We start from the raw sequence: 16,071 nt of genomic DNA on the forward strand, positions 1-16,071 counted from the left end.
CTATCCCAAAAGAGGGCACCTTAAGTATCGGTGCCCAAAGATTAGAAGTGTTTTTAACTTTTTCTCTTTGCCAATTCATCCCGATCAATCGCCTGTGGGGGTTGTTCAAACCAACCATTTTCAAACATAATCTTTGTTCCTTCTTCTGAATATTTCCCAATTTCGAATGAGAGACGAGCGTAATGCGTTGCTAAGTCATGTCTTGGGCTAGTCGCTATGCTTGCTCCATAATATCCCATACCAATTCCATTTAAAGCAGTTGTTTGGAACATCATAAGTTTATCTGAAAATGGGGAAACAGTAGAATCTGTAACTTCGCTATCCCATGTCATGGGAACTGGTAGATCTTCTTCCCTTAAAATCGAGCCAAAGATTTCAACATGTTTGGAAGCAATTTCTTTCCCATGTACCATATATTGTCTAACTTCTTTTGAATTTGCAACTTGGCTGAATCCTAATAATGTTGCAACACCCAGAGCATTTCGTTGAATATTGTTAAATAAGTTTGAAATCTCTAATGCAAGTAAAGGTCTTCTCTCTCCTAACCATCCGGCAAGAAAACTTTTGCTTTTAACAAAATCAACTTCTTTTGGTGTAGGTATATAAGGTGGACGAATATAAAGACCTTTTGACAGTAATAAGTTTGTTGTCATTTTGTGAAGTTCTATAAATTCGGTAAGACATTCAGAAAAATAAGCCAAAATATCAGCACGTGTTACAGTCGGTAAAGCAATACTGTACGCATTTAGTCCTAACTGGCTCATTTGATACACATATTTTAAAAAGTATGTATCAGAATACAGTCTTGGGGCATTTATGTTTATATCCTCATCAGTAAAACCTTGAGGAATCGGGAAATTCTCAACTGTAAAGATGGAAGTTAGTTTTTCTAAATGCGATTCAGATAATTCGAATGTTTGCTCCAAGATTGGACGAATTTCTTTATCTTCTACCTTTTCTAAAAAGTACTTCAAAACACATACAGCCAAACTATCGTTTATATATGCCCCCCAAAGTTGGGACATTTCTGCAGAGGTAAGCCTAATGTTATTTTCATTAAATTGCACTTCAATACCTCCCTATAACTAAAATCTCCGTATATATTATCTTAAAACGAACAAGAATTATTCCGAAAAAAACATGATAATACTAAACATCAGGGAACAAGATAGGTAGAAGAAACCAGAAATAAAAATGCAGAGTATCAAAAACAATCGGAATGATCATTGTGTTACTCTTCCATAATTTTCTTTACCCCAACAAAATATTCATTATCTTTTGTCTAATTCATTTAATCTCTTATCCCCTAGAAAACAACTCCCCACTATTAATGGTCTTTTTTCCACTTTCTAAACTCCAAAAATTCTCTGAATTGCTCTTTAGTCATCCCAGAATTTATTGCATCTCTGAGTAGTACCTTCCATTCTAATTCCATTTCATTGGTGAGAGACTCTTCTGGTTGTAATAATGTTTCAACCGGTATCTCCAATACATTTGATATTTTCGCCAGAAAGTGAATTGAGGGATTTAATTGAATACCCCTTTCAAGGGAACTGATATATGATTTGGCTACACCTGCTTGTTCTGCTAATTCAGACAATGTTATATTTTTGGCTAGCCGATACTTCTTTATCTGTTTACCAATCATCTTTACAACACCAATCTTCTATATAATTAAAATACCATTATAATTATACAAAAAGATTCTAATAATTATGGATATAATATTTGAGGTATTAACTATACCCATGTTGTCGAATATGTTATAGTACCTTTCAAAGAATTCCTATATAGAGAAAAGACAGCATGAATATACATAATTAAGATCAGATATTGTTTTTTGAAAGGGAAAAAGAATTCGAATGAGCAATTGGCTCCATTCGAATTCTTTTATTTTCTGTATATTTAATTGTTTCTATCTTTATATCCCTTTTTACCCTGTAAATATAATTCCTTTAGGTATCAAATTTAATCCTAAAAGGAAAAATAACACTATATTCCATGGTAAGGAGAAGAAAATGGACTTTAATCAAAAGGAACATATAGAAAAAACACAACTTGAACAATCAGATGCATGGTATGAATACTGGCAACAATACTCGGATTGGAGTACATGGGAATTTTGGGTAAACTTAGGGTTTCTTGTAGTCCCGTTAATACTACTTTATATCTTAATTGATAAGAAAAAAGCGCTTTTATTAGGGTTCTTTGGTTATAATGTACATGTATGGTTTACTTATATAGACGCTTTTGGGGGAAGTAAAGCCTTGTGGTTTTATCCATATAAGGTTTTACCTATTCTTCCTGTAAATTTCGCTCTAGACGTTTCTTTGATTCCTGTAGTATATATGTTGGTTTATCAATGGACCTTAAACCACGGGAAAAACTATTATTTATATATCACGGGACTTTGCGTGATTTTATCTTTTATTTTCAAACCACTAATGACTACTTTCGGTTTTTTTAAATTAAATGAAGGCGCTAATTATTTTCATCTTTTCTTGGGATATCTTCTGATTGCGATAATATCCAAATTAATAACTAACATTTTTATTTTTATGGAGAGGAGGTCTAAACTAAAAAGTACTGCTTAAATTATTGAATCAGCACATATTTTTTGTTATAAATACCATCTTCATCTAAATTAACCCGGTATCCACCGGGTATTTTAATGTACGGAAATTCATCATATTCATTTGTTAGTTACTCAAAAATGTTAATTAAAAATCCCCTAATAACTAGCCCCACACATAAACCTATTCCTAAAAAGATAATAGGTAACCATATTGGTCCCATCAATACCCCAAAAATTTTAAATGTTGAGGAATAGATTAAGCCTACCGTTATAAAATATGCAGCAAACACAATGGGTATAAAAGAGAAAGGTGATTTCCCACCTCCTGAATCTTTATAAGCATCCCAAATAGCAAACATATAAAGACATGGATAAAACATAAGCCATTGATAATTTGTTACCTCTATTGCTTGTTTTATTTCCCCATGGAAACTGTATATTATTGCTAAATTGAAATTCGCCTGTACATTAACCAATATTTCTAAAGCAATTAATAGAACACCCTTGAGGTACTTTCCATTTAAGATTTGTCCAAAACCTGGTAAGGCAATACTCCATAAGAGTTTTTCTACTTTATTTTTATTGTTTGTTTTCTCCATTTATCATTTTCCTAACCTACTTTGCCAAGTCTTTTCTTTGTGGTGCTTGTGGTGGATATTCCATCCAGCCATTTTTAATCATTAAGTTTGCTCCGTCGTCAGAAAAATGGGCGAGTTCACCCATTAAACGGGTATAATGAACGCCTAAATCATGTCTAGGACTCGTCGACATAGCAATTCCATATTGACCGATTCCAGACCCAATAAGTGCGCTAATGTGATACATCATGAGTTTATCTGAAAAAGGGGCTATCTTGGAATCGGTAACTTCGGAAGTAAGTAGTAATGCCCCCCCCACCAGAAAGATAATCGTCATGTAATATTGAGGTAAAAATTTCAAGTTGCTTTCCTGCAATTTCTCTTCCTCTTTCAAAGTACTTTCGAACCTCTTTTGACTTTGCAACCTGACTAAATCCTGTAATAATAGCCTGTAGTAAAGCGTTACGTTTGGCGTTATAAACTAGATTCGCTATTTCAATACCTAGTAGCGATCTCCGATCCCCGAACCAACCTGCCAAGAAACTTTGCTTCTTTACAAACTCAATTTGCTCTGGTTTCGCAATATGAGGAGCACGCACATAAATACCTTTTTCTTTCGCTAACTCCTTTGCACTGTTATGCAGGTCTTGTGTTTCATTTAAACATTCGTTGTAATATTCGATTATATCCGTTCTTTCTGCAAGTGATACGGCCAAACCATATGAGGTCAATCCAAAGTTTGCCATATTCGTCATATATTCAAGGTAAAGTTTATCCGAAAAAAGACGCGGAGCGTCAAGATTCACGTCATGTTCAGTAAACCCTTGTGGAACTGGATAGTTTTCATTATTAAAGATTTTAGTTACTTTCTTAACGTGTGCCTTTGATATTTCTAAAGCATATCCCAATACCGAACGAATTTGTTCATCTTCACAATTTGCCAAAAAATATTCTATTCCGCATATTGCCATTGAGTCATTTTGGTAAGAAATCCAAAGTTGGGAAATTTCTGAGGCTGTTAATTCTACATTATGGTCATTTTGATCCATTATTGTTAATCCCTTCCATTATTAGTTTCCACACAATCTATCCGAATATTTTCGAGTTATATAAAGCGATTCACTAGTGTTGCATAAATTTTGTTAGAATATTCAGTTTAAATATGTCCCCTGTTAAGAGCCAAAAAAGTAAATACCCAACTAAAGGTGGATCCATCCATTTGGAAATTTTTTTACAATTAGACTTAAGAGACGACGACAATTTGTTTATTAAGGAATGGTTTTTCCTTCAATCTTTCGAAGCCAAATATGTGCTGGTTTCCACAAAGCTGCCCGTAAATATCGGCTAATTTGTAGGGTTTTTCGTTTACTTTTTGTCTCGATTTGTGCGAGAACATGCAGGCAAAAAACAATAAGTGCGATAAACACTTGATTCTGAATTGCCCATTCGCTTTGGCCGTAAAACTTTTTGATATGGAGATGTTGTTTAATCCATTTGAAAAATAACTCAATCGCCCAGCGTGATTTATACATCTTTGAGATTTCTTCAGCACTTAAATCAAAACGATTTGTGATTAAATGAAGCTCATTTCCTTTTGAATCAATCACTTTTAGAAGACGAAAGTAATTTTCGGCACGGTTTTGCGTCGTACCAATCAACACCATTTGATCCGACAAAACAGATGTATTCTCGGGTAGTTTAAAATCGTAAACCTCCCGTATGACTGCGTTTTTTCGCAGCCTAGAAAGGAAAAAGTAGCCGTCATCTGTCATCCGATCAAAGCGTTCGTAGTCTAAGTAACCACGGTCAAACACATACATACATTCCTTGTCATCAACCATTACTTCAAGCTGACCGCGGTCATGTTCTTTGGCCGTTGTCATAATGGCCTTTTCGGGATAGGATATACCTTTTTCCATAAACACAAGGCGTAAGTGCAATTTAACACCCGCTTTTGTTTTGCGGAATTTTGCCCATTTATGATTAGTCAAATTGAGAGGCAATGTGCTTGAATCAATGATTTTTAATGGCATCACAAGTTTCGTGTTGTGCGTTTTGGCATGAATTTGTGAAACTAAATCAAGGAAAAGCTTTTGGAATAAGTCTGGATTCATGCCATTTAAACGGCGTGAGAGTTGGGAAATACTGATAGAATCAAGATCAATGCCCTTTTGCAGTTGATCATCGAAAAGACAATCGCTCAGCGCATGCAGACTTTCGACTTCTTCTAGCTGCGCAAAAAGTAATAATTTTAGAAATGACTCTGTCGTTAGTTTTTTCGTATAGAAATCTAATTTCAACGTTTTCACGTTTTCTTCAAATAATTGAAGATTTATTGGTGAAAACCATTGTCCAAATGAAGTTTTTCGTGTAATCTTGTCCATGCGATAGTCCTTTTTAGTGGATTTGGACGGGTTACCACCTAACTTATCCATTATAAAGGACTTTTTCTTTGCATAAAATGATAAAATTGAACATTTCAAGTATTTTTAATAGTTAAATTAAATTAACGCAACACTAGTGATTTCATCTATATTAAAAATATTTACATTGTGATATTGATTTTAGGAAGGAAGTGTTTTTATGAACGATATAGATCAAGTTATTGAAAAGATGAAGCAGTTGTTTATTACGGTTAGATACAAATATATCAAACTTAACGAAGATGGTAGTTACCATACATTCAATATATATAATAACGACAAACATGTAAGACTTAATGATGGATTTTTGAAATCCCATATACTGCAACAAAGCACTTACGGCATTTTTTGCAGGAAAACACATACAAAATTTGTCACTTTCGATGTGGATGTTCCAGTTATACCAGAGGCTAAAAAAGTAGTATTGGCTCTCTATGAATCTTTAAACACACTCGGAATACCTTCAGACAAAATTTTCACTAGTTGGAGCGGTACAAAGGGATATCACGTTGACATTTATTTTTCAGAGGAAATCCCTTACAACTCAATGAAAGTACTTTTTAATGCAGCAGTTTCAACAGCATATAACTTATTAGATGGAAAAATAAATGGGAAAATTGAACTTCGACCAACACCTACTCAAGGGTTGAAACTTCCTCTCAGCATTAATTACAAAAATAAGGATAAAAGGATTAATATCTGCTGGTATGTAGACGTGCAAAATAATTTTACTACTATCCAATCGTTAGATTACTTCTTAAATATTGAACCCATATGCGTTGATATCGTAAATGATTTAATATCGGATTTACAAGAAGATGAAGAGGAGTCACCAATTAGCAAAAGTGATACTAAAAAAATTGAGGGTAATGCTAATGCGAATTTTGATTTATCGGAGGAAACACTAAAATCACTAGCAGATTTGTATGAAAATGGCCTGAGAAAACCAAGTACTAGAAATGAAGTTACTTGTAAATTAGCGGTGTATTTTAATACATTAAGGGAAAACAAACATGATTGTGAACAAAAATTAAGAATTTGGATGAAGGGTCAGAATAGAGCATTTTATAAAACCCCACTTGAAGAATGTTATAAAGAAATAACTAGAATTGTTAATTTAGTTTATAAAAAAAACGTTGTGCTTACCAAAGGAGTAACAAAGATAGTTATATCCAGAAGTGAAATGCTAACATTATATCAGTATCCTAAAAAATTCCATAAAACGATTTTTACTTTGTTTATTCACTTAAAACGATTTGCAGATTTAAACAATGAGTTTTTTATGACTTATGAACAAATTGCATTGGCTGCGAAATGTTCTGTTAAAACTGCCATTAACCATATTAAATTACTTGAGCAAGACAATATAATTAGGGTAACAAGATCACCAATATATTTAAGAGGAAACAAACCTGAAAGCCATCCAAATATTTATGAACTCAATCTTAATTGGCTAAATGCAGACAAGGAAGTTTCCATTAGTGTGGGAGCAGATAATGTGAAGTCCTATCATGATATAAGAATTAAACTCATTTTAGAGTTATTCCCTAATAATGAATGGTGGAATATCGGTGAGTTATTGAATAAAGCACTAGAAAAATAATCTAAAGAATAATAATTAAGTACTTGTATGTAAATTATTTTAATCATATTAATTCATATCGACTATGTGTAATTGTCTTACAATACTAAAACAAAAAAGCGTGTATTACTAGATGTAGTTTTCACGCTTTTTTCGTCTTTATTCTTCAAAAAGAAAGGAATACCCCAAAATTTACAGCAAAGGAGAGGTTTCATAGAAAAAACACAAATAATATGTATGCCCTTCAAGTAAAGGATCACTGATTAAATTCCACATATATCTTCCCATACCTTTATTTTTAATAATATAGTTCCGTATCTCTCCTTCAAATTTTTGAACATTAGGTACGGCAATTCCCAAAAAAGGTAATCTAGTAACCGACTTTTGTTTTAAATTTCACCTCCAAATTCCCCTCTTTTTCCCTTTTTACCTTAATATAGCCCTTCAAGATGCTAAACCAAATCCACCCACCAGTTAAAAGAAATACTGGTATATATAGCGAAAGGTAAAAATCTTTTTTGAAAAAGTAAATTGCCATTCCTGCAACTATATATGCAATCACCTTACCAACAAACATAGCCACATAATGTACTTTATTGATTGCTTCGTAATCATTTCCTATGTCTAAATAGAAGTATGTAAATGCTCTATCAAAAAATGCTCCACCAAGTGCTAATAAAAACATTGAAAATAAAAAATAATCCATGATAGAAAACTCTAAGTATTTTACCGATAGTGGGTAAAAGAAGATCGTGAACAATATAGAATAGAACAACCCCATAATGAAAAAGGACAATCGATATAAGCACTTTGTAATAACGTGCAACATACTAGGGCTCCTTCCTAAACACTATTTGGAATTATCTGTATACTATTATACATAACAATCACTTATAAAGCAGCGTTGAAGCGGGTGATAATCTTTTTTATGACATTAAAAAACAAGGATTTTACTCCTTGTTTTGAACCCATAGGTTTTATTATAATCCATGCGTTTTTAATCTACTTGTCTTATTCAATTAAAGCATCGTTAAAAACAAAAACATAAGGTATATATTGTGAAAATGTATCAAAGACTAAAAAAATAAATTTTGACAAGGGTGATACATTTGGAACAAGAAGAAAAATTGAAAACTGCTACAACTGCAATGACGAGTGATTTCAAGGTGCAAATTTTTGGAGATGCTGAGAAAACGACTGATACTGTGGTTGCTAGGGATGCTGTTGAAAATATTATAAATGATTGGAACGCTATGTCTAAAAAGGCGGCTAATCTTACAATTAAACAGTACGGTCCTCCAAACGAAGCAACTCAAAGCAGGTTAATTTGGTAGAACAATGGACCTTGGAAACGTACCATTGTTTATCGTGATGAAATTCCACATGATTTCCCACAGCCTCATACCGATGTTATTGAGAACTATATTAACTACTCTGTCCCACCTGAAATGTTTAGTGAACTTGCTAAATTTGATGGTAGTGTCATTGTCGAAAGAACAAGAGGTGAAATTTCATCTCGATGTGATATGGAAGCGGCTAATATCCTTGCCCTTAATATGATGAATGATATTGTAACAGGTAAGTTAATTGCTGAAGAAGCCCGCGATAAATACTGTGAGGTGACTTCTGCTTTTATGATGAATAGACCAGCACCTTATGCTGAGAAACTTCAATTCGATGTATCACAAAAAGAAAAGTATGATACGGACGTTGTAATGATTGCTGATGAAATGGTAGAACAGGCCATAGAAAAGGTTAATGATATGGTTGACGATAGTATAGGTAATAACAGGCTTCATTGATAATTGTTTATTCTCTAAAAACTGTCTTTCCAGACAGTTTTTTATTATACCAAACTTCTGTTGTCTTCAGTATGTTTTTCCACCCTGTTGATAACTTGTGGATAAAATAAAAAAGGCTAGGTTTTTTTAAACCTAACCATTTTAAGGTAGAAATTATTGATTATTTATCCACACATGGGTACAGGTCATTCTCTTTAGCAACTAATTTTATTGCTTCTTCCTGAAGTTCCTTCTGGAAGTTTTCCCTGATTCCAGCCTTTCGATAAATTCTCCATAAAGACAAATCCTGTCCCTCTTCCCGTAACTCTTGAACTGCCCATTGTAACCGTCTAACTTGAAAGTCTCTAATACCTTCAGTATGCTCCACCATGTATTCTTTTGTCTTTGGCAGTTTATCAAGATGTTTTTCTAATAACGGTCTAATGCCTAGCATACTCCCTATTGAACTTACCGTAATCCGTTTAGGTTTTCCGTCAATAGACAACATTTCAGTAATTGCTACTTTTACAATTTCCAAAATTCCCTCGTCCCTATCCCCCCAGTTAACCCTGTGACTATCATGTATTGTTGATTTTAACCTAGGGGAGTTCTGATTAAGCCAGTCCCTGTCATTTCGGTACAACCATGTAAAAACTCTATTGTTAACTTGACGTAATTCCGTTTTACTCTTAATTGGGTACTGTTTTCTCAAATTTAACCAATCTCGTCTGTTTTTTTCTTTATTATTAATAACAGAGCATTGCTCAATGGTATTCGTACGTTTTTTTTCTTCCTGACCCCTTTTTGTCCAGTATGTCTTTAAACCTAACTTCTTAGCATATTTTTTGACTGTGGCTGGGTCTACCTGCAATTGCCGGGCTGTATCTCTTAAACTAAATCTTTTATTAGTCAATTCTTCTAATTTAGTTTCCCACACAGACCCGAAGTTCTTTACCTTTGTTAATTTGTATCTGTCCTTTTCTTCATGATCAGGGCCTGTTCTGAGGTAAACATAACCGCAATCACACCTAAAGAGCCCTATCGGACCTTTACTTTCAGCCCCATACTCTATTTCTATATCAGTAATAACAGGTCTAAGATAATGGTCAGCAACAGGATTTAAACAAGGCCACGGTTTATCCCCAAACGGTTTATATTCGATTTTCTTGTTGAAAAGGTCTGAAATTGAAATTCCGAGAAACCGTATAAATAATAGGTGTCTTATAGGATGGCTTGTTCTATTTTTTCTCCAAAGCATATCACTCAACCAATTATTATTATTACCGATATCTGATTGCAGTTTCTCCAGAAATCCATGTTCATAAAAGTCTAAGAAAGAATTTAATAATTCTTTTTGCTTTATTTTACCGTTTACATTTGCAAAACCAAGTTCTTTTAATTTACTTAAATACTGCACTCTAAACCAATCCGAACGTTTGTTTTTCATCTTATTATTTAAAAGGAACTCAATATCTTCTGCAATATTGATTGCCTTTTCCATGATATTATCAGAATACTGTAAATCCGAGGTATTTATTCTGCAATTTTCAATAGTGGCTAATCTATAATCATGTTTGTTATAACCTCTAATAGAAACTTGACTATCATACAGTGGCATCTTATGCTCTAGACAAACAAGAACTCCCGGTATTTGATGGATTCTATGCCAATACAATTCCCCAAGATTATATAAATCTTCTTCAACACATTGAGGACAAAATTTAAAGTACTGATACAACTTAATTGAACTTGCCATCAAACCAATTTTATTATATATACTACCCCCTTTATCCCCAATCATAGATTCTTTAACCTTAGTAGCATGTTCAGAAGGCAGGAAGGCGGAATAGAATGGATATAGGGTATGATTTGTAATTAAATATTCGGGTGTATAATGATGCCCCACAGGAAGGTTTTCCATTATACGGCTGATATGAGAAGGCAAATCCATTATTGCTGTGATACTGTCCGTACCGTATATATCCTTTTGTGTGGCTTTGTTACTGACATTTCCACTACGAATATGGTATCTAGCCAAAACGCTGTATAAAAGTTCGTCTTTATATGGTACAGGGAAGAAGGTCATCATTTCACATCATCCTGTCTGACCAAAATCGCTTTCATGACTTTTAATAAACCCACCATTACAAAGCACTTCATAGGCTGTCTTATTTTCTTTTCGTCCTTCAATAACCAAGTGTCTTATATCATTCTCTACAGAAGATTCCTCTTCCTTTCGCTTTTTCTTTCGTTTATTTGATGTGGACATTTCCTGAATGGCTTTCACAACAAGTTCATTGATATCCAAATTCCCCTCTTTTTCAACAATTGCCTCTACAACTTTTTGAACCTCATTTGGTTCAAAATCCAATTCTAAAAGTTTCAAAATTGCTTTTTCTTTTATGGATATACTCATTTCTTGTTCTTTTTTCCTTTGCGTTCTTTTCATGGCCTCCATTTTCATTTGTAAATCAACAGTAGCCCTTTCCCTTTCCATAAACCCTAAAAAGTCTACGTCTACTGTACTGATATCCTCGAACTTGGCAATCTTACTTATGTTACCTGATTTCAAAGCCTGAATCATTGGCTTAACTAGTTGTAAATGCTTATTAGCCACCTGACTAATTGATTCTGGAGTTATTTCTTCCCTTTGCGTCATAATGGCCTCAATTTGAGCCATTACGTAGAGTTTTACTGCGATATCAATAATACCTTGGCTTTCTTCATACAGGATATTTTTAAAATCATCTGTTAAAGGAATCTGCTTCTTTGTCCATTGATATCCCCAAAGTGCATTAATCAATAAATCCCAGTTTTGGTTGTTTTTCAACCTATCCCAAATCATATCTCCTTGGCCACTGCCCCGTCTGGCCTGTCTAAATTCACTTTGCAAAATAGATAAGCCTGCTGGCGTTCCGACTAAAATAACTGGAACTCCAATTGTATTAACTAGCGTTACAAAGAAGTTCAGCATTTTTTGATCCCCACCGCTTTTGGCCTTACTTAAATGCTGAATCTCGTCTATAATTAAAACACCCAATCCTGTGTTTCTTGCTATTTGAGACATAATCACCAACATATCATTTATCGTTTTTCTACCTAGCCCAAACTTTTTGTGATATTCTGTCCCCAGTAAATCGTCTACCTTACGGAAAAATTCTAAGGCAAGTCCTCTCAAGGAAGAATCAAATGGACAATCAAGTTTAAGCCATACAAGTTGATACATACTGAATTTTATTTCGTTATAATCTTTATGAACAATAACTTGAGGATATAAAGATAAAATTCTATTTATAGCCGTTGTTTTCCCCATACCACTAACACCGATTATCGTAAATCCTGCTGCAGTTGTTCTAAAAACACTGTTGTTGTTTAATTCATTGTTCAATCCGTTGATATTTCGATGTCCTTCCTGTAAACTCTGCGCATATCCGGCTCTGAAGGGGTTTCTTGCCAAATATCCTTGACGAATTACTCTGGAAATTCTGCTTTCCAAATCCAAGTGTATCCATAACGGCTGAAAGCATTGAAATAATCTCTGTACTAAATGAATACGGTATTGTTTATCTAGCATTCTTTCTTTTGAATTGTATTCGGCATATATAGCCATTTTTTCAATGGCTTCTTCTGTAGAGAGAATAGAAGGAAGTGCTTCAATAAAAGGATTCTTCCTATATTCTTCGATAACCTGTTCACTATAATCTGCTTCAATAGCATTGCAACCATTTGGAATAATAACCCTATTCATCTATCTTATTTAAAGCCTCCTTCTGCTTTCTCAATAACAAATCAAACCCTGTATCCCCCATAAATTCTTTACTTTCAGATAGATTAAAAGGAACAACTTTAGAGTTTTCTATATTACTTCTATCTAACTCAAAGGCCTCTTCTTCACGTTGAATCATTTTTTCAACAGCACGGTTTTGACGAATATTCCCAATCCTGCTCCTTTTACTGATTACATCCGTTTGTTCTTGAGATGTTTCCTGTTTAGCCTGCTTTACAATTTCTTCAATTTCAGTGTTTAAATCAACTTTTTCCTGTATTGTTTTCTCCTTATATTGCTTTTCTTTTACTTTTTCGTATTCTAACAAGTAATCAATTTCTTCAACTACCTTGCCTCTATAACGCTGTTGATGTTCCAATAAAAAACATTTATCAAAACTCAAGCCATTTTCATCCCGTATATAGATATAGTCCATATTTCTTGGATCATAACTTATATCAATTTTCCAAGTGCCCCTGTTCCGTGCCTGTTCAAACCATCTGTCCTTTAGGGACTGTTTTGAACCATAAAGCAATCCTTTAAACGCAATTCCCTTTGCAGTTACCGTAGCCTTGCCCGTAGGCATGAGATTGAGTTTAACAATATCTTCCGAAGCATGACGTAACTTTCCAGATTTGTTGTTTATCCCCCATTCCCAAAGCCGTATTGGAATGGACTCTATTCCATCCTCCACCATCATTTCTTCACGTTGATAGTTTGTAAGATAGTGGTGATTATTATGGTATAATACACATTTGATAATAACTTGAGTAAACTGGTAAATATCCAATTGTGCTTCCAAACGGTAATCCCGGTCCCCACGTTCTTTAATTGGCTTAACAGCACCCGGCAGAAATGCCTTTGTTCTTGAATTGGTTACCCGAAAATGTTGTTCAATTATTCCTTTTAAATCTGCTCTATAAGAAGGCGTATTCAGAATTCTTATTCCGAAATTATTAATTAGGGGATCAACTTTACTTCCCTCTAATTCTCCTCGATCAGCCAAGATGGATTCAGGAAGATGTTCAACAGGCCATTCATGTTTTTCAATCTCAATTCCGAAGTCACGACAAAAATTAACTTTATCAGAAGCAGCGTTGGCTAAAGCCATCATTGCACCGGCCCACGATGGACCCTCTAAGCCAATATATAGACCAACTATCATTCTGCTATAAACATCCATAACAGAATAAATTACAGGTCGTCCAATTATCCATTCACGATTAAACCTTGATAACAGATACAAATCTCCAACAGTTGCGTCAATCTGATAAATTGCTCCGGGCCCTAATGCTTCTGTTGTTGACTCCCCAATAATTGCTCTATGGTTTTGCTCATACTTTTTTCGGCCTTTTCTTTGGCTGATTTCTTTCTTGATGTCTCTTTGCTTTTCAAACCAATATCTAAATTGATTTAGTGTTGGTAATTCTCCATAAGTTTTAATTACGGGTATTTCCACATTTCCTTTCACTTTACTATCTAGACTAAAATGCTCTTTTAACATTAATTCATAGGTCAGTGCTAAGGATTTTTCGGCAGAGGAGAGATAATGTTTGTTTATAGCAGACCTAAAAATTCTTTTGATATTTTCGTCTATATTTATTCCTTCGCCTGTTATCTGTCCATGCTTTCTTGGTCTTCCTCTTTTTACCTCACTAGCCTTCTTTTCCTTACCCTTCCCTCCACACAAGTAATAGTCAGGTAAAAGGGCATTTTTTGTTTTACCACGCTGCCAATACTTCTTTAGATAGCGAATAACAGTGCTTTCATGAATATTGTGGGCTTCACACCTTTTTAGAATTAATTTTCTTCTTTCTTCTGAGTGGTAAACAAATGGTTCCAATTTCACAATATCCTTTATGATTTCCCATGCATTGTCACGTAAGGATAAATGTTTTTCAGAAATATTGTTTTCATTTATTAGTCGACTGAAAGGGTCTTTTTCAACAAGGACAATACTACCATTGTTAAACCCTTCTTCAACTTCTGAAATACTCTTTTCATAGGGCAAAGCGGTAGAGTAAACATTGAAAAAATACCCATAATTATGTGCTTTATTAAGCCATAATACCCTTTCTATTACTTTCTCGTTTTCTGACGAAGTATAGGAAATCAGATTATTTACTACAAACATCTTCTCCTTGCCTCCTCATGTGTAATTCGTGGTTTTACTTCAATTGTCGAATTGGAAAGATTTAAGTCAATTTGCTTTGTCATATCTATCCCAATCTGTTTTGAAGCAATTAAAAACTTAAACACAAACAACCCTGTTCCCGAATCATAGTTGAATTCTTTGTCAAAGTCGGCAGTAACCTTTCTAATGGACTGCTTGGTATCTATTAACCTTTCTATTAAAGAGTTACTTAAGTAAATTAGTTCATCTTGCGTAAAACCCCTTTCAACATATGAATATAAACATGAATGTACCCATTCAATATTTTTGGTAAAAACAGTTGAAATTTCTTTTTGGGTAACGATTCCCCAGTCAATACCTTTTCCCGTCCAATATCGGCGCTCAATCTCCAATCTTTCCAAAGTCTTTTTCTTCTCAAGTTCGGAAGCCATTTTTATACTTCTTGCCAAATACAAATTATCACCATTTGCTTTCTTTATCGTGATTAAAAAATTGGTGCTTAAAGTATACGCATATCCACTTTCTTTATCTGTAAATAGTTTAAAATCTAAGTCCTTTTTTTGTTGTACAGTATCCTCAAGGTCCAATAGGGGGAAGTGCTCCCGTATGTCCGTAACTGTATCTTCCCATTCCAACATATAAAAATAGCGAGCCTGCAAATCAGAAAATAGGTGATGTATTCTTCCACTCTTCCATCCTAGTATTCGTGATACTCTCCCCATAGAAGGAAAATCCTGAATAGTTAACCACGGTTTATATTCTTTACCTACTCCCTGTCCTCGCCCCTCATTAACAAAACGGTTATACTTATTCTCATTCCAAGAATGGTTACGTTTAGACATAATCTACTTCCTCTACAATCATGAATATTCTAGGATACTATATTCCTAGTAAATTAAGTAACTCGATTCTAACGGGCCGGTTTGGTACATGCAATATCTTGAGCAATCTTTTTTATGATTTTAAGCGAACATTATTCTTATTCTTTTCTTTCCTAAGTTATTTATTGCAAATAAGATTTTGTAACTATGTTAATTTAGAAAAAAGTTTGCAGAAACTAGAAAACACATTCACCCCTTGCCACATCTAACCTCACAACCATTATCCAAGTTATTCCATGAGAATAAAGTCTGCACAAAGATTTGCCTGTTTTCGGCCGAAAATAACCAAAAAAAGTAAAGAGATAATAATAAAGTTTGCTGAAACATAAAGGAGAGATCGCCAAACAAAGG

15 protein-coding genes are annotated in these 16,071 nt (G+C 34.1%); 4 read left to right on the plus strand and 11 right to left on the minus strand.

Annotated features, from left to right (window positions below; translation table 11 throughout):
* Positions 1–53 precede the first annotated feature (53 nt).
* Both NST60_RS10180 and NST60_RS10185 read right to left on the minus strand, forming a co-directional pair.
* Entirely contained in the window at positions 54–1,067 is a 1,014-nt protein-coding gene (locus tag NST60_RS10180; RefSeq protein WP_098798127.1) for a DUF3231 family protein, read from the minus strand.
* A 260-nt stretch (positions 1,068–1,327) separates the two neighbouring features.
* On the minus strand, positions 1,328–1,648 hold the full coding sequence (locus NST60_RS10185) for a helix-turn-helix domain-containing protein (protein WP_098798128.1): 321 nt from the start codon (positions 1,646–1,648) through the stop codon (positions 1,328–1,330).
* Between the two features lie 370 nt (positions 1,649–2,018).
* Here NST60_RS10185 and NST60_RS10190 point away from each other — a divergent pair, with 370 nt between their 5' ends.
* Positions 2,019–2,594 (plus strand): CBO0543 family protein, encoded by a 576-nt coding sequence (locus NST60_RS10190; RefSeq protein WP_169187645.1) that lies wholly within the window; start codon positions 2,019–2,021, stop codon positions 2,592–2,594.
* A gap of 109 nt (positions 2,595–2,703) precedes the next feature.
* On the opposite strand, the gene NST60_RS10195 is transcribed toward NST60_RS10190, so the two are convergent.
* The 4 genes from NST60_RS10195 to NST60_RS10210 all read right to left on the minus strand — a co-directional run bounded on the left by NST60_RS10195 (position 2,704) and on the right by NST60_RS10210 (position 5,537).
* Positions 2,704–3,174: a hypothetical protein gene (locus NST60_RS10195; protein ID WP_169187644.1), complete on the minus strand. Its 471-nt coding sequence runs from the start codon at positions 3,172–3,174 to the stop codon at positions 2,704–2,706.
* Positions 3,175–3,190: 16 nt separating this feature from the next.
* Positions 3,191–3,403: a DUF3231 family protein gene (locus NST60_RS10200; RefSeq protein ID WP_254416037.1), complete on the minus strand. Its 213-nt coding sequence runs from the start codon at positions 3,401–3,403 to the stop codon at positions 3,191–3,193.
* 4 nt (positions 3,404–3,407) lie between these two features.
* Positions 3,408–4,202 (minus strand): DUF3231 family protein, encoded by a 795-nt coding sequence (locus NST60_RS10205; RefSeq protein WP_254416036.1) that lies wholly within the window; start codon positions 4,200–4,202, stop codon positions 3,408–3,410.
* Between the two features lie 219 nt (positions 4,203–4,421).
* Positions 4,422–5,537 carry an IS4 family transposase gene (locus tag NST60_RS10210; protein ID WP_100525938.1) on the minus strand — a complete coding sequence of 372 codons (1,116 nt, stop codon included), beginning with the start codon at positions 5,535–5,537 and terminating at the stop codon, positions 4,422–4,424.
* Positions 5,538–5,736: 199 nt separating this feature from the next.
* On the opposite strand from NST60_RS10210, the gene NST60_RS10215 reads away from it, so the two are divergent.
* Positions 5,737–7,179 (plus strand): TOTE conflict system archaeo-eukaryotic primase domain-containing protein, encoded by a 1,443-nt coding sequence (locus NST60_RS10215; RefSeq protein ID WP_169187627.1) that lies wholly within the window; start codon positions 5,737–5,739, stop codon positions 7,177–7,179.
* Positions 7,180–7,528: 349 nt separating this feature from the next.
* On the opposite strand, the gene NST60_RS10220 is transcribed toward NST60_RS10215, so the two are convergent.
* Positions 7,529–7,987 (minus strand): hypothetical protein, encoded by a 459-nt coding sequence (locus NST60_RS10220; protein WP_169187626.1) that lies wholly within the window; start codon positions 7,985–7,987, stop codon positions 7,529–7,531.
* Positions 7,988–8,267: 280 nt separating this feature from the next.
* Here NST60_RS10220 and NST60_RS10225 point away from each other — a divergent pair, with 280 nt between their 5' ends.
* A complete protein-coding gene (locus NST60_RS10225; RefSeq protein WP_169187625.1) occupies positions 8,268–8,492 on the plus strand; it encodes a hypothetical protein in 225 nt (74 codons plus the stop codon).
* 114 nt (positions 8,493–8,606) lie between these two features.
* Entirely contained in the window at positions 8,607–8,960 is a 354-nt protein-coding gene (locus NST60_RS10230; protein WP_169187624.1) for a hypothetical protein, read from the plus strand.
* A 160-nt stretch (positions 8,961–9,120) separates the two neighbouring features.
* Here NST60_RS10230 and NST60_RS10235 read toward each other — a convergent pair whose 3' ends face one another.
* Genes NST60_RS10235 through NST60_RS10250 form a run of 4 tightly spaced genes read right to left on the minus strand, consistent with a single transcriptional unit; the run spans position 9,121 to position 15,681 of the window.
* A complete protein-coding gene (locus tag NST60_RS10235) occupies positions 9,121–11,028 on the minus strand; it encodes a TnsD family Tn7-like transposition protein (RefSeq protein ID WP_169187623.1) in 1,908 nt (635 codons plus the stop codon).
* Between the two features lie 6 nt (positions 11,029–11,034).
* Positions 11,035–12,687: an ATP-binding protein gene (locus NST60_RS10240; protein WP_341098770.1), complete on the minus strand. Its 1,653-nt coding sequence runs from the start codon at positions 12,685–12,687 to the stop codon at positions 11,035–11,037.
* Positions 12,680–14,839 (minus strand): Mu transposase C-terminal domain-containing protein, encoded by a 2,160-nt coding sequence (locus NST60_RS10245; protein WP_224428342.1) that lies wholly within the window; start codon positions 14,837–14,839, stop codon positions 12,680–12,682. The genes NST60_RS10240 and NST60_RS10245 overlap by 8 nt, the downstream gene beginning before the upstream one ends.
* Positions 14,830–15,681 carry a TnsA endonuclease C-terminal domain-containing protein gene (locus NST60_RS10250; RefSeq protein ID WP_169187620.1) on the minus strand — a complete coding sequence of 284 codons (852 nt, stop codon included), beginning with the start codon at positions 15,679–15,681 and terminating at the stop codon, positions 14,830–14,832. The genes NST60_RS10245 and NST60_RS10250 overlap by 10 nt, the downstream gene beginning before the upstream one ends.
* Positions 15,682–16,071: the final 390 nt, after the last annotated feature.

The organism is Niallia sp. FSL W8-1348, assembly GCF_038006745.1.
In the GTDB taxonomy this organism is placed as follows: Bacteria; Bacillota; Bacilli; order Bacillales; family Cytobacillaceae; genus Niallia; species Niallia alba.